13 protein-coding genes and 1 pseudogene are annotated in these 13,274 nt (G+C 71.2%); 6 read left to right on the top strand and 8 right to left on the bottom strand.

The features are described 5' to 3' along the window. Window positions 1–21 precede the first annotated feature (21 nt). A complete protein-coding gene (locus tag ACZ5NH_RS08090) occupies window positions 22–2,535 on the top strand; it encodes a DEAD/DEAH box helicase (RefSeq protein ID WP_468773479.1) in 2,514 nt (837 codons plus the stop codon). A 40-nt stretch (window positions 2,536–2,575) separates the two neighbouring features. Beyond that, window positions 2,576–3,442, top strand: a complete 867-nt coding sequence (locus ACZ5NH_RS08085) for an acyl-CoA thioesterase (protein ID WP_388632937.1) — start codon at window positions 2,576–2,578, stop codon at window positions 3,440–3,442. Window positions 3,443–3,474: 32 nt separating this feature from the next. On the opposite strand, the gene ACZ5NH_RS08080 is transcribed toward ACZ5NH_RS08085, so the two are convergent. Together ACZ5NH_RS08080 and ACZ5NH_RS08075 are read right to left on the bottom strand one after the other, a co-directional pair. After that, window positions 3,475–4,662 carry a DUF6397 family protein gene (locus tag ACZ5NH_RS08080; protein ID WP_468773477.1) on the bottom strand — a complete coding sequence of 396 codons (1,188 nt, stop codon included), beginning with the start codon at window positions 4,660–4,662 and terminating at the stop codon, window positions 3,475–3,477. Between the two features lie 126 nt (window positions 4,663–4,788). Then, window positions 4,789–5,202: a roadblock/LC7 domain-containing protein gene (locus tag ACZ5NH_RS08075; protein WP_388632932.1), complete on the bottom strand. Its 414-nt coding sequence runs from the start codon at window positions 5,200–5,202 to the stop codon at window positions 4,789–4,791. Between the two features lie 92 nt (window positions 5,203–5,294). Between ACZ5NH_RS08075 and ACZ5NH_RS08070 the strand changes: the two genes are divergently transcribed. Next, window positions 5,295–5,723, top strand: a complete 429-nt coding sequence (locus ACZ5NH_RS08070; RefSeq protein WP_468773475.1) for a PPOX class F420-dependent oxidoreductase — start codon at window positions 5,295–5,297, stop codon at window positions 5,721–5,723. Window positions 5,724–5,732: 9 nt separating this feature from the next. On the opposite strand, the gene ACZ5NH_RS08065 is transcribed toward ACZ5NH_RS08070, so the two are convergent. The 5 genes from ACZ5NH_RS08065 to ACZ5NH_RS08045 all read right to left on the bottom strand — a co-directional run bounded on the left by ACZ5NH_RS08065 (window position 5,733) and on the right by ACZ5NH_RS08045 (window position 10,759). Continuing rightward, window positions 5,733–6,335: a GTP-binding protein gene (locus ACZ5NH_RS08065; protein ID WP_451006455.1), complete on the bottom strand. Its 603-nt coding sequence runs from the start codon at window positions 6,333–6,335 to the stop codon at window positions 5,733–5,735. A 197-nt stretch (window positions 6,336–6,532) separates the two neighbouring features. Then, window positions 6,533–6,943 carry a DUF742 domain-containing protein gene (locus ACZ5NH_RS08060; protein ID WP_351804524.1) on the bottom strand — a complete coding sequence of 137 codons (411 nt, stop codon included), beginning with the start codon at window positions 6,941–6,943 and terminating at the stop codon, window positions 6,533–6,535. Window positions 6,944–6,962: 19 nt separating this feature from the next. Next, entirely contained in the window at window positions 6,963–7,400 is a 438-nt protein-coding gene (locus tag ACZ5NH_RS08055) for a roadblock/LC7 domain-containing protein (protein WP_451552596.1), read from the bottom strand. Beyond that, the gene (locus ACZ5NH_RS08050) at window positions 7,397–9,937 is read right to left on the bottom strand and encodes a sensor histidine kinase (protein ID WP_468773472.1); all 2,541 of its coding nucleotides are present in this window, start codon (window positions 9,935–9,937) and stop codon (window positions 7,397–7,399) included. Before ACZ5NH_RS08050 ends, ACZ5NH_RS08055 begins: the two co-directional genes overlap by 4 nt. A gap of 48 nt (window positions 9,938–9,985) precedes the next feature. Next, entirely contained in the window at window positions 9,986–10,759 is a 774-nt protein-coding gene (locus ACZ5NH_RS08045; protein WP_388632921.1) for an MHYT domain-containing protein, read from the bottom strand. Between the two features lie 141 nt (window positions 10,760–10,900). Here ACZ5NH_RS08045 and ACZ5NH_RS08040 point away from each other — a divergent pair, with 141 nt between their 5' ends. Then, window positions 10,901–11,515, top strand: coding sequence for a class I SAM-dependent methyltransferase (locus ACZ5NH_RS08040; protein ID WP_388632918.1), 615 nt, complete (start codon window positions 10,901–10,903; stop codon window positions 11,513–11,515). A gap of 218 nt (window positions 11,516–11,733) precedes the next feature. Beyond that, window positions 11,734–11,844: pseudogene (locus tag ACZ5NH_RS08035) on the top strand (PadR family transcriptional regulator); the annotation flags it as partial. Window positions 11,845–11,863: 19 nt separating this feature from the next. On the opposite strand, the gene ACZ5NH_RS08030 reads toward ACZ5NH_RS08035, so the two are convergent. After that, entirely contained in the window at window positions 11,864–12,769 is a 906-nt protein-coding gene (locus ACZ5NH_RS08030) for an oxygenase MpaB family protein (RefSeq protein WP_468773469.1), read from the bottom strand. Window positions 12,770–12,867: 98 nt separating this feature from the next. Here ACZ5NH_RS08030 and ACZ5NH_RS08025 point away from each other — a divergent pair, with 98 nt between their 5' ends. After that, the gene (locus tag ACZ5NH_RS08025; protein WP_388632914.1) at window positions 12,868–13,164 is read left to right on the top strand and encodes a hypothetical protein; all 297 of its coding nucleotides are present in this window, start codon (window positions 12,868–12,870) and stop codon (window positions 13,162–13,164) included. Window positions 13,165–13,274 lie beyond the last annotated feature (110 nt).

Here is a 13,274-nt window from a genome sequence, read left to right as displayed (position 1 = left end):
GAGGCCAGGCAAGATGGGTGCGTGACCCTCATCGATCAGCTGCCGCCGACCGCCGACCCAGACGCCCTGTACGAAGCCTTCGAGTCGTGGGCGCAGGAGCGCGGCCTCACCCTCTACCCGCACCAGGAGGAGGCGCTGATCGAGGTGGTCTCCGGGGCGAACGTGATCGTCTCGACGCCCACCGGCTCCGGCAAGAGCATGATCGCCGCGGGCGCGCACTTCGCCGCGCTGGCCCGGGACGAGGTCACCTTCTACACCGCCCCGATCAAGGCGCTGGTGTCGGAGAAGTTCTTCGAGCTGTGCAAGCTGTTCGGCACCGAGAACGTCGGCATGCTCACCGGCGACGCCTCCGTGAACGCCGACGCGCCCGTGATCTGCTGCACCGCCGAGGTCCTGGCGTCGATCGCGCTGCGCGACGGCAAGGACGCGGACATCGGCCAGGTGGTCATGGACGAGTTCCACTTCTACGCCGAGGGCGACCGCGGCTGGGCCTGGCAGATCCCGCTGCTGGAGCTTCCCCAGGCGCAGTTCATCCTGATGTCGGCCACTTTGGGGGATGTGTCCTTCTTCGAGAAGGACCTCACGCGCCGCACCGGCCGCCCCACATCGGTGGTCCGCTCGGCGACCCGGCCGGTGCCCCTCTCCTACGAGTACAAGCTCACCCCGCTCACCGAGACGCTCACCGACCTGCTGGAGTCCAAGCAGGCCCCGGTGTACATCGTGCACTTCACGCAGGCGCAGGCCGTGGAGCGGGCGCAGGCGCTGATGAGCATCAACATGTGCTCGCGCGAGGAGAAGGACCAGATCGCCGAGCTGATCGGCAACTTCCGGTTCACCACCAAGTTCGGCCGCAACCTCTCCCGTTACGTACGGCACGGGATCGGCGTCCACCACGCCGGCATGCTGCCCAAGTACCGGCGCCTGGTGGAGAAGCTCGCCCAGGCGGGCCTGCTCAAGGTCATCTGCGGCACGGACACGCTCGGCGTGGGCGTCAACGTGCCCATCCGCACGGTGCTGTTCACCGCCCTCACCAAGTACGACGGCAGCCGGGTGCGCACGCTGCGGGCCCGGGAGTTCCACCAGATCGCAGGCCGGGCCGGCCGGGCCGGCTTCGACACGGCGGGGCTGGTCGTGGCGCAGGCGCCGGAACACGTCATCGAGAACGAGAAGGCGCTGGCGAAGGCGGGCGACGACCCGAAGAAGCGGCGCAAGGTGGTGCGCAAGAAGGCGCCGGAGGGTTTTGTCGGCTGGACGGAGAACACCTTCCAGAAGCTGATCGAGTCGGAACCGGAGCCGCTGACCTCGCGTTTCCGGGTGACGCACACGATGCTGCTGTCGGTGATCGCCCGCCCGGGCAACGCGTTCGAGGCGATGCGCCACCTCCTGGAGGACAACCACGAGCCGCGCAGGCAGCAGTTGAGGCACATCCGACGGGCGATCGCGATCTACCGGTCGCTGCTCGACGGCGGGATCGTGGAGAAGCTGGACAAGCCCGACGCCGAGGGCCGGATCGTCCGGCTCACGGTCGACCTGCAGCAGGACTTCGCGCTCAACCAGCCGCTGTCCACGTTCGCGCTCGCCGCGTTCGAACTCCTCGACCCCGAGTCGCCGTCCTACGCCCTCGACATGGTCTCCGTCGTCGAGTCCACCCTGGACGACCCGCGACAGATCCTCGTCGCCCAGCAGAACAAGGCGCGCGGCGAGGCCGTCGCCGCGATGAAGGCGGACGGCGTCGAGTACGAGGAGCGCATGGAGCGCCTCCAGGACATCACGTACCCGAAGCCGCTGGAGGAGCTGCTCTTCCACGCGTACAACACCTACCGCAAGAGCCACCCCTGGGTCGGCGACCACCCGCTGTCGCCGAAGTCGGTCATCCGGGACATGTACGAACGGGCGTTGTCCTTCACGGAGTTGGTGTCCTTCTACGAGCTGGCCCGCACGGAGGGCATCGTGCTGCGCTACCTGGCCAGCGCCTACAAGACCCTCGACCACACCATCCCGGACGACCTCAAGTCCGAGGACCTGCAGGACCTGATCGAGTGGCTCGGCGAGATGGTGCGCCAGGTGGACTCCAGCCTGCTGGACGAATGGGAGCAGCTGGCGAACCCGGAGGAGATGACCGCCGAGGAGGCCCAGGAAAAGGCCGACGAGGTCAAGCCGGTCACCACCAACGCGCGCGCCTTCCGCGTCCTCGTCCGCAACGCCATGTTCCGTCGCGTGGAGCTGGCCGCCCTCGACCAGGTCGAGGAGCTCGGCGAGATGGACGCCGACGCCGGATGGGACGCCGACGCCTGGGGCGAGGCGATGGACAAGTACTGGGACGAGTACGACGACCTCGGCACCGGTCCGGACGCCCGCGGCCCCAAGCTGCTGGTCATCAACGAGGAGCCGGCGAAAGGCATCTGGCGCGTCCGCCAGATCTTCGACGACCCGAACGGCGACCACGACTGGGGCATCAGCGCCGAGGTCGATCTCGCGGCCTCGGACGCCGAGGGCCGTGCGATCGTCCGCGTCACCGACGTGGGCCAGCTGTGAGCGCTTTTCGACCAGTTGTGAGCCAAGGAGAATGCCACCGATGACGAACCCGGCCGAGCGACTGGTCGACCTGCTCGACCTGGAGCAGATCGAGGTCAACATCTTCCGTGGCCGAAGCCCGCAGGAGTCGCTCCAGCGGGTCTTCGGAGGCCAGGTGGCGGGCCAGGCGCTGGTCGCCGCCGGCCGCACCACGGACGGCGACCGCCCGGTGCACTCGCTGCACGCGTACTTCCTGCGCCCGGGCCGCCCCGGCGTGCCCATCGTGTACCAGGTGGAACGGGTGCGCGACGGCCGGTCGTTCACCACGCGCCGGGTCACGGCCGTGCAGCAGGGCCGCACCATCTTCAATCTGACCGCCTCCTTTCACAAGCCTGAGGAAGGACCGTTCGAGCACCAGCTGCCGCCGGCCCGTGAGGTGCCGGACCCGGAATCGCTGCCGACGGTCTCCGAGGAGATCCGCAAGCACCTGGGCGCGCTGCCGGAGCAGTTGGAGCGGATGGCGCGCCGCCAGCCCTTCGACATCCGCTATGTCGACCGGCTGCGCTGGAACGCCGAGGAAATCAAGGGGGCCGAGCCGCGCAGTGCCGTATGGATGCGCGCGGTCGGACCGCTCGGTGACGACCCGCTGGTGCACACGTGCGCGCTGACCTACGCCAGTGACATGACCCTCCTGGACGCGGTGCGCATCCCCGTCGAACCGCTGTGGGGAGCGCGGAACTTCGACATGGCCTCGCTGGATCACGCCATGTGGTTCCACCGGCCGTTCCGCGCGGACGAGTGGTTCCTGTACGACCAGGAGTCGCCGATCGCCACCGGTGGCCGGGGCCTGGCCCGCGGGCGCATCTACGACCTGCAGGGGCGTCTGCTCGTCTCCGTCGTCCAGGAGGGCCTGTTCAGGTCCCTCTAGCAAGCCGACGGCAGGGCCTGCGGCCGGGTGGTTCAGGCCTGCGCGGGCCGGTGGCTTCTGCGCCGCAGCCAGCCACGCAGGCCGCGGTCGGTCCGCGTCCGGGACTGCTCGGCCGGGCGGTGTCCCCGGTGGGCCGACGACAGCGCGGCCGCCGGCACAGTGGGCGGGCCGTGCCACCCGAAGGCCCGGACCACGGGCTCGTCCTTCGGCTCGGGCGCCCCCGGCAGCGGTCTGCCGCTCGCCCCGGACGCCACTGTCACCGGCCCGCCCTCCGGCTCGGGCGATCCCAGCAGCAGCTGCTCGGATACCCGGGCCACGGCCGGCTCCGCCCCGGCCTCCGACGGCACCGCCGGCTCCGTGGGCGGTGTGACCGTGCGGGCCATGGGCGGGACGGGCCGTGCGACTGCTCGCATGGTCGGTGCGGCACACCGGGCGGCCGGGCGCGGGGCAGGTGAGAGGGCGCGCGCCTCCTGGAGCACCTGGATTAGTTCGCTGCGGAGCCACTCGATCTCGTCCGCGTCCTGCGCGGTGGCGATCCGCTCGGCGAGGTGCGCGGCAGGCGATCCCGGAATGCCCTGACCAGGGAACGCGGGCCGGAACCGATGCAGATAGGCGCGGTCGTACGGATCCTTGACGAGATCGGCGATCTCAATGGGCGGGAGGAAGGCAGCCACGGCACCGGCCCGAACCCACGGATCCTCTGCCTGGCGGAGCAGGAACCCGAGGTGGCGTCCCCGCCAGTTGCGGGCGCGCAGGTCCACCCCGGCCTCCAGCTGGCCCCGCAGGCTCTCGGGCGTCCGCCCCTTGAGCAGGTGGGCGTTCTCGGTGCCCGAGATGAAGTGCCGCAGGTCTTCGGCCAGATACAGCCAGACCACGGCTCGGTACCGGTTCAAATACCACTTCACCGGCACGAGCAGGCCCAGGCGGGCGAGGCGGGTGAAGCGCCCGGCCGGGATCTTCATGAGCGCTGCGCCCTCGGTGGTGCCCACCACCCGCACGCGCTCCTGGAGAGTGTCAGGGTAGCCCTTCTGTGCGCGGAGGCGGTCGATCTCCGCGCGCTCCACCCTGCGACCTCCTCCCCCACCTTCGTCGGGCAACGTCCGGATGAGGCCCAGGTGCACGGCGAGGTCGAACTCGCCGCGTTTGAGGCCCAGTTCCCGCGCGGCGTGGCTCGCGGTGCAGGATGTGGGCCGGGGCGGGCTGAAGGTGCTTGCCGACATGGTGACACTCCCCCGTGGAGTCGTTGGCTCACGCCCTGTGCGTTCGCCGTGCACACACCGTAGCCAATTCGGTCCAGGGCGTGGTGGCCCTGTGGATAACTCCGCGATGCGAGGAGAAGCAGCAGGTCAGGCGTCAGCGAGGGGGGTGCGCTCCGGTTGCCGGGCGTCGACGCCGAGGTGCTCGCCGACCCGATTGACGAGCAGGGTCATCTCGTAGGCGATCTGGCCGATGTCGGCCTCCGCGCCACTGAGCACGCACAGGCAGCTGCCGGTGCCCGCCGCGGTCACGAACAGCACCGCGTCGTCGTACTCGATCATGGTCTGGCGTACCCTGCCGGCGCCGAAGTGGCGTCCCGATCCCTTGGCGAGGCTGTGCAACCCGGATGCCACGGCGGCCAGATGCTCGGCGTCCTCGCGGCGTAGACCCGTGCTCGCGCCCGTGACCAGCCCGTCGTTCGACAGGACCAGCGCGTGCCGCACGTCGTCCACTCGCTCGGTCAGATCGTCCAGGAGCCAGCCGAGTCCCTGGTTCTGCGCCATCTCCGTCTCCCCGCGTGATGTCTCCCCCCTGGCTGGAGGAACTCCCCGCCAGCCTTCCCCACGTCCGGCGTCCGGGCAAGCAGGATGGGCGCATGGCACAGAAGATGACCGACGAGGAATGGCGGGCGTTCGTCTCGAAGGGCACCCGGACCGGCAAGCTGTCCACCGTTCGCGCCGATGGGAGCCCTCATGTGGCCCCCATCTGGTTTCTGCTGGACGGGGACGAACTGGTCTTCAACACGGGCAAGGACACGGTGAAGGGGCGCAATCTCGCCCAGGACGGGCGGGTCGCCCTGTGTGTGGACGATGATCGGCCGCCGTTCCACTTCGTGGTGCTCAACGGCCGGGCACGGCTGTCGGAGAACCTGGACGAGCTGCGCCACTGGGCCACCCGGATCGCCGCCCGGTACATGGGTGAGGACCGCGCCGAGGAGTACGGCGCCCGCAACGGCGTTCCGGGCGAGCTGCTGGTCCGGGTCCCGGTCGACCAAGTGGTGGCCGTGAAGGATGTGGCGGCCTGAGCAGTGGGATCAGCCGACCGAGTCCAGGAGCCGGGCGGTGTGCATCCGCCCGGCGTACTCGACGAGCCGGATCAGGACTTCCTTGCCGGAGTCCCGGTCGCGGGCGTCGCACAGCACCACCGGGGTGCCGCGGTCGAGGTCGAGGGCACGCGAGACGTCATGGGCGCCGTAGGTGCGGGCGCCCGTGAAGCAGTTGACGGCCACCACGAACGGGATGCGCCGGTGCTCGAAGTAGTCGACCGCGGGGAAGCAGTCCTCCAGGCGCCGGGTGTCCGCGAGGACGACGGCGCCGAGGGCGCCCTGGGACAACTCGTCCCAGAGGAACCAGAAGCGGTCCTGTCCAGGTGTGCCGAAGAGGTAGAGGGACAGGCCGGAGCGGATGGTGATGCGGCCGAAGTCCATGGCGACAGTGGTGGTGACCTTCTGGTCCACGCCGTCGGTGTCGTCCACCAACTGCCCTGCCTCGCTGAGGAGTTCCTCGGTGCGCAGCGGCCGGATCTCGCTGACGGCCCCGACCAGGGTCGTCTTGCCGACGCCGAACCCACCGGCGACCAGTATCTTCAGCGCCAGGGCGGCGGTGTCGCCGACGGCTTCGGAGTGCTCGGTGACCATCATCACTTCTCTCGGGAGGGCCGGCTGCGGTCGGCGTCCGTCTGCTGCGGGCGCGAAGGCAGCATGATGACAACGGAGCGGCACCTCCGGGCTCTTGGACCGGAATGCACCTGATGTGACTGACTTGCGTCCGGTCTGACGCGGAACGCGTACGGATCGGGGCGCTGCGTGGCGTACGGCGGCTTCGGAACGTTCATCTACAGCGCTCGCAGTCCCGCGATGACCTCGCGCAGAATCCGCTCGTCGGGCAGGTGGGCCGGCGGCACGGGACGGCTGATGACCACGCAGCCGAGTTCCAGGAGGTCGCCGAGGAGCACCCTGACGACGCCGACGGGAAGGTCGGCGTCCGCCGCGAGTTCGGCGACGGACTGTGTCTCCGTGCGGCACAGCTCGATCAGGGTCCGGTGCTCGGGGCCGAGCGCGGCGTCCTCGAGCGCCGGTGCCGCGGGGTCGAGGGTGACGAGGGCGATCAGGTCGAAGCGCACCCCGGTGGGACCCGGCTGGGTGCGCCCGCCCGTCATCGCGTACGGGCGCACGAGTGGTCCGGCCTCGCCGTCGTACCACTGGCTGCCCGGCTCCCACGGACCGGCGCTCTGGTTCTCGGTCATCTGTGCCGCCTGTTCCCGGTCATCCGGCTGCGGGCGGCTGTGCGGCGACACGCGGGGGCGTGTACAGGTGCTCGCCGACCCGTTTGACCAGGCGCGCCATCTCGTAGGCGACCAATCCGATGTCGGCGGTGACGGCGGTGAGCACCGCGAGGCAGGAGCCGTCACCGGCGGCGGCCACGAAGAGGAACGCGTCGTCCATCTCGACCATGGTCTGCCGCACGCCACCCGCTCCGAAGTGCCGTCCCGCGCCCTTGGCGAGGCTGTTGAAGCCGGAGGCCACGGCGGCGAGGTGCTCGGCGTCCTCCCGCGCGAGGCCGGTGGAGGCGCCGACGGCCAGCCCGTCGTTGGAGAGCACGACGGCGTGCCGTACCTCGCTCACGCGCATCACCAGGTCGTCGAGCAACCAGTCCAGTTCGCCGGAGCGCTGGCCGGCACTCGCGTTCGGGTCCTGGATCATGCCGGGTCTCCTTCGCTGCTGTCACTGCCCGTTTCGGGTTCCGGGGCGGCTCCGCGCCCGGGCTGTCTGCCGCCGCCGCGCGTCCAGCCGTCGCGGTAGGCGGCCATGCGGTCCCGCACCAGTTCGGGGGTGCGCCGTTCGTCGCCGTGCCGTGCGGTGTCCCGCGTCGGCGCTTCCGGGCGCTGCTGCCGGAGCTGGGGTGCGAGGCTCGCCTGGCGCACACGGCGTGGGAGGTTGTCGGAGTCCTCGGAGTCGTTCGGCGGTCGGTGCAGCCTCAAGGCGGTGACTCCGGGGGGTGGGGTTTCGTCTCCGGATCCGTGCGAGGCCGGCTCGTCGACGGCGCCGTGCGGGCCGGGAGCGGTGGCCGCGAGGGCGGGCCGGTCCGACCGTGCGGCGACGGCCTCCTGGTGTGGATTTGTGCCGGGCACGCGCGCGTACTCGGGTTCCGGCTCCTGACGGGACTGCTCACCTTGGCGGGAGAGACGTTCCGCCGCGCCGCCGTGCAGCAGGGCGGTGGGCAGCAGGACGACCGCGGTGGTGCCTCCGTAGGGGGAGGTCCGCAGATGCACCTTCACGTCGTGCCGGGAGGCGAGCCGGCTGACCACGAACAGGCCGAGCCGATCGCTGTCGAACAGGTCGAGGGCCTCGGACTGTTCGATGCGGCGGTTGGCCTCCGCGAGGGTCTCGGCGCCCATGCCGAGTCCCCGGTCCTCGATCTCCAGGGCGTAGCCGTTGCCGACGGGTTCGCCGGTGACGCGCACGCGCGTGTGGGGCGGGGAGAACTGGGCCGCGTTCTCGACGAGTTCGGCGAGCAGGTGGGTGAGGTCGGCGACGGCGGTGCCGACGACACGGGCCTCGGGGAGCTGACGCACCTCCACGCGCGCGTAGTCCTCGACTTCCGACACGGCGGCCCGTACGACGTTGGTCAGGGACACCGGCATGCGCCAGGCCCGGCCGGGTGCGGCGCCGGAGAGGATGATCAGGCTCTCGGCGTGCCGCCGCATGCGTGTGGTGAGGTGGTCCAGGCGGAACAGGTCGCTCAGTTCGTTGGGATCGTCCGAGCGGCGCTCCATGCTGTCCAGGAGGCTGAGCTGGCGGTGGACCAGTACCTGGCTGCGGCGGGCCAGGTTGACGAAGACGCCGGAGATGCCGCTGGCGAGTTCGGCCCGTTCCACGGCGGCGCGCAGGGCGGCGCGGTGGACGGTGGTCAGCGCTTCCGAGACCTGCGCCGTCTCGTCCTCGGCGGGTGGTCCGGCGGGTGCCTCCGCCTGGATGTCGATCTCCTCGCCCGCGCGCAGTCTGCGCATCGCCTCGGGGAGTTTGCGGCGGGCGATCTCCAGGGCGTCGTTGCGCAGGCTCACGAGTTCGACCACGAGACCGCGTCCGATGCGGACGGAGATGACGAGCGAGGCGACGACGGCGGCCAGGCCGAGGAGCACGGCCGCGCCGGCGGGGCTGAGCAGGCCGCGTGTGAAGGGGTCGGCCAGGCCCGCGACGGCCCGGCCGGTGTCCGCCGCTATGCCCTGCATGCCGTCCTGCACGCGCGCGTGGGCGGCGTTCCAGGCGCCCTGCGTGGCCGCGTCGGCCGACTTGCCGCCGGGCCCGGCTGTGATGATCTTGTCCTCGGTGGCACCGAGAGCGGTGTAGACGTCGCTGTCGGCCAGATCCTGCCAGGCGGCGCGCTGTGCGGCGGGCAGATCGGCGACCGCGGCCTCGGTGAGGGTACGACGCCCGGCGACGGCGGCGCTAAACAGCCGCAGCCGCTCGCCCTGCAGCGGCCCGGCGGTGCGTGCGCTGCCGAGCAGGGTGTCCTCCTGGGCCAGTGCCTCGGCGGCCCGGCTGAATTCGAGCAGCACGCGCGCGTCCGAGCCGACGTCGTCCCGCTGGATGCCGGTGAGGGCACCGTCCACGGCGAAGGCCGCGCCGATGGTCTTCGTGTACTGCGCGTACACCGTGTCCCAGCCGGTCTTGCGGTCGAGTACGGCCGTGCGCACGGTGCTCAGGTGCTCGGCACCGGTGACGAAGGCGCCGAGGCGCCCGGAGACACCGGCCGGCAGTTCCTCGCTGTCGGCGACGGTGTTGTTGTCGCCGAGCCGCAGTTCGGCCACCGCCCGGTCGGTGCGGGCGGCCAGGCTTCGCAGGTCGGTGCCGTCGCCCGCGCCCGGCGCGGTGGCGTAGCGCACGGCTGCGGCGCGCTCGGCCTGGAGGGCGGAGACGGCCGCGGCCAAGGGGCTGCGCAGTTCGGCGTCGACCCGCTGGGACTGCCGCAGCCGGGCCACGTCCTGGGCGGTGGTGACGGTGGCGTACGCCCACAGGGCGAGGAGGGAGACGACCGGCACCATCAGCAGGCTGACCACCTTGGCGCGCACGGTGCGGGGGCGCAGATGCCGGCGGTTGCCACGCGTGCGTGCCTTGGCCGGTGGGACGCCGAGCGGGCGGTCGGCCTCATCGGCGGCGGGCGGTCCGGCGTGTGCGCGGCGGCCGCGCGGCGGATGCGCGGGAGTGCCGGCTTTCGGGGTGGTACGGGGTGGGCGCATGGCCTCCTCGCTCGGAAGGTGGGTCGGGGCGCTCGGGCCGGGCTCCCGCTAGCGGGCGATGCTCTCGACGGGCCGCTGAGCGGAGGCGGACGCCTCTCGCTCGTCGGCCGTGGGCGAGAGGGCGACGAAGGCCGCGGTGATGAACAGGTAGGACCCGAGGCCGACGGCGAGGGGGAAGATGAACTGCATCGCCGTGGCCCCGGGCAGGGTCTCGCCGGAGGGGGTCACATGCACGCTCACCGCGAACATCCCGGTGAAGTGCATGCTGCTGACGGCCGCTCCCATGACGAGGGAGGCGACGGTGACCGCGAGGGGCGACTTGATGTTGAGCCCGGCCCACAGAGCCGCGGTGGCCGCCACGACGGCGATCAGCACCGACACTCCGACGAGGAGGGGGTCGTACCTGATGTCGCCGTGCAGCCGGACCGCCGCCATGCCCAGGTAGTGCATGCTGGCGACGCCCACTCCGGTGGTGAGGCCGCCGAGCAGGAGCGCCCGGGTGCGGTCGCGGCTGTAGCCGACGGCGAAGACGCCGGCGCAGACGACGACCATGGCGACGAGGAGGCTGAGGATGGTCAGCGGCACGTTGTAGCGGATGTCGGTGCCGCTGACGCGGAAGCCGAGCATGGCCACGAAGTGCATGGTCCAGATGCCGGTCCCGATGGCGGAGGCCGCGGTGACGAGCCAGTTGCGGCGCGAGCGGCCGGTGGTGGCGAGCGCGCGCACGGTGCAGCGCAGTCCGAGCGCGGCACCCACGCAGGCCATGACGTACGACAGCACGGGGGTCAGCCAGCCGAAGGCGGCGTGGTCCAGGTGTCCCATGGCCAAGGGACGCTAGGGGGCACGGGCGCACAAAGGGGGCGCATTTCGAAAGCTGTTGGAATATGACACACAGATGCGACGGAACGATCGGGTCCGGCCCGAACATGTGCGCCTAGGTATCCCCCATGGCGGTGAGGAATCATGCGGAACATGAGCGACGACCACACACACGTTCAGGATTTCTTCACCGCCCGTGCGGCCGACTGGGACAGCAGGTTCCCCGACGACGGTCCCGCCTACGCGGCGGCTGTGTCCGATCTCGGACTGCGGCCGGGCGACCGGGTGTTGGACGCCGGCTGCGGCACGGGGCGCGCCCTGCCGCCGCTGCGGGCCGCCGTGGGACCCTCCGGTGTGGTGCTGGGTGCCGATCTGACGCGGGCGATGCTCGAGGCCGCGGTGCGGGCGGGCCGCGGCCGGAACGGGCACCTGCTGCTCGCGGACGTCGCCGCGCTGCCGCTGCGGGCCGGGTCGCTGGACGCCGTGTTCGCGGCCGGCCTGATCGCCCATCTGCCGCGCCCGGAGGAGAACCTGCGGGAGCTCGTCCGCGTGGTGCGGCCCGGCGGCGTGCTCGCGCTTTTCCATCCCATCGGTCGCGCGGCTCTGGCGGCACGCCAGGGCCGGCGGATCACACCCGACGACCTACGCGCCGAGGCCAACCTCGGTCCGCTGCTGGCCCGATCGGGGTGGAACATGACGTCGTACGTCGACGAGGACGCCCGTTTCCTCGCGCTCGCGGTGCGCCGACGCGAGGACTGAACGTTCTGTCGCTGAAAGCCGGTCGAGGCGGTCCGTGCCGGCGACGGCCGTCCGAGCCCCGGCGCAGGCCTGCGGTGGAACGAGGCGCCGGGGGCGGAGCCCGCACTGGTGCATCTGCACGGGCTCGGCTCGATGTCCGCCGTCCAGCACGTGCACGTGCCGAACTCGGCCGGGCTCCGTGGCCGCGCCGCGCCACGTGCTGAGGCTGTCCGAGCAGGGCAGGCTTCTTCTACGACGGCGACCGGCCGCTGCCCGCCGAGGAACTGGACGACCCGTTCCGGCGGGGTCGCCCCACCATTGCGCGTGCCACGAGCCGGGCCCAACTCGCCTGCTGCGCGACACCCTTGCTCACTCGACGACGTCGGCCGCTGAGGTGTCCCGGTGCCGCACCGGGCAGCCGCGCAGCCCGGGAACCGGGCGGGTGCCCAGGTCCGCCAGCCGGTAGCCGTCCGGGTAGCCCTTGATCTCCCGGTTCTGGCGGGCGAAGTGCGGGGCACGGCGCGGCGGCAGCAGCCGGACGAGCCGGCCACGCGCGCGTACGGCCCGACGCACGAACGCCGAGGTGGCCGCGCCGGGCGGGGTGTAATCGAAGGCGCGCAGCAGCGGCTCGTCGAGCAGCGCGAGCGTCGCGGTGCGCAGCAGTGGCGCCAGAGCCCGGGGATACCAGGACGCCATCAGGTCGAGTGTGGCGTCGGAGACCCGCCGGGACTGCTCGTCCCAGCCGAAGTGTTCCTCCTCGTACGCGTCAAGGAGTGCCTCGAACTCCTCGTACGTCTTGGGGATGCCGGGAATTCCCATGTGCCGGCCCAGGGTGCAGTAGTACTCGGTGGCGGCGACGATCTCGTGCCGCGACAGCCGGCGCCAGCCGTAGGCGTCGATCCAGCGCCTCGGCATCACGACGAAGGTGCTCAGTACATACCGCATGTCGTCGTCGCTGATGTCGTAGCTGCGGTGCATCTGATTGATGCGACGGATCGCGGTACGGCCCTCCTCAGTGGCGAAACCGTGCTCGACGACGGTGTCGAGGAGCAGCACGGTGTCGTCGTACCGCTTCTGCGGGCGCTCGGTCAGCTCCGCCGTCCGCGCGAGCAGCCGCCCGATGCTCGGCACGGCGTACGTGCGGTACAGGGCCAGTTCAAGGGCACGGGTGTAGTCCCAGGGGAACTCGAACGCCACACTGAGCCGGTAGATCTCCAGGGCGTCCGTCACCGGGTCCAGTCGGCGGATCTGGCCGAGCCGCTCGAAACGCTTCATCGCGTCGCCCCCCTTCTGCCGCAGAAAGTCCAACTCTACGTTGAAAGAGAGCAGATGAACGATCGACGATGACCCCGTTCGGGGGGAGGGTGGTCCGCGTGTTCGGTCAGATACGCAAGTACGCCGCCAGACTCCGCACCTCCACGCACCCGCAGCCGGCAGGCGCTCGGGAGAGACGCGCGCACAACTTGTTCGAAGCCGCGGCCACGTATGTCGTGGCACGTGCGGAGGACGATCAGGACCGGGTCGAGGAGGCGGCGGCCTGGGTGTCGCCGGAGGCCCTGTCGTTCGGGGTGAGCGAACTCGCCTGCCGGGCCGTCCTCGCGTTGGCCCGGGAGCGCGACGAGTCGCCCGCGGCGGTGGCCCGTGATCTCCTCGGGCTGCGCACGGGCTGAGCGGAAGCTCTCCGTGCGCCGTGGTCGTTTCGCCCCCGTCCAGGCGGAAACCTGCAGGTCCGCGTGGTGTGAGCAGTCGTGACAAGCGGCTTCCGCTCGCACTAGGGTGC

Source organism: Streptomyces sp. NPDC031426 (assembly GCF_055581585.1).
This window is presented reverse-complemented; position numbering and strand designations above follow the sequence as displayed.

What these genes read in the sequence shown, in the direction of transcription:
- ACZ5NH_RS08085 (WP_388632937.1), top strand. Translation starts at nt 2,576, where the DNA reads ATGACGAACCCGGCCGAGCGACTGGTCGACCTGCTCGACCTGGAGCAG.
- ACZ5NH_RS08080 (WP_468773477.1), bottom strand. Translation starts at nt 4,662, where the DNA reads ATGTCGGCAAGCACCTTCAGCCCGCCCCGGCCCACATCCTGCACCGCG.
- ACZ5NH_RS08075 (WP_388632932.1), bottom strand. Translation starts at nt 5,202, where the DNA reads ATGGCGCAGAACCAGGGACTCGGCTGGCTCCTGGACGATCTGACCGAG.
- ACZ5NH_RS08070 (WP_468773475.1), top strand. Translation starts at nt 5,295, where the DNA reads ATGGCACAGAAGATGACCGACGAGGAATGGCGGGCGTTCGTCTCGAAG.
- ACZ5NH_RS08065 (WP_451006455.1), bottom strand. Translation starts at nt 6,335, where the DNA reads ATGGTCACCGAGCACTCCGAAGCCGTCGGCGACACCGCCGCCCTGGCG.
- ACZ5NH_RS08060 (WP_351804524.1), bottom strand. Translation starts at nt 6,943, where the DNA reads ATGACCGAGAACCAGAGCGCCGGTCCGTGGGAGCCGGGCAGCCAGTGG.
- ACZ5NH_RS08055 (WP_451552596.1), bottom strand. Translation starts at nt 7,400, where the DNA reads ATGATCCAGGACCCGAACGCGAGTGCCGGCCAGCGCTCCGGCGAACTG.
- ACZ5NH_RS08050 (WP_468773472.1), bottom strand. Translation starts at nt 9,937, where the DNA reads ATGCGCCCACCCCGTACCACCCCGAAAGCCGGCACTCCCGCGCATCCG.
- ACZ5NH_RS08045 (WP_388632921.1), bottom strand. Translation starts at nt 10,759, where the DNA reads ATGGGACACCTGGACCACGCCGCCTTCGGCTGGCTGACCCCCGTGCTG.
- ACZ5NH_RS08040 (WP_388632918.1), top strand. Translation starts at nt 10,901, where the DNA reads ATGCGGAACATGAGCGACGACCACACACACGTTCAGGATTTCTTCACC.
- ACZ5NH_RS08030 (WP_468773469.1), bottom strand. Translation starts at nt 12,769, where the DNA reads ATGAAGCGTTTCGAGCGGCTCGGCCAGATCCGCCGACTGGACCCGGTG.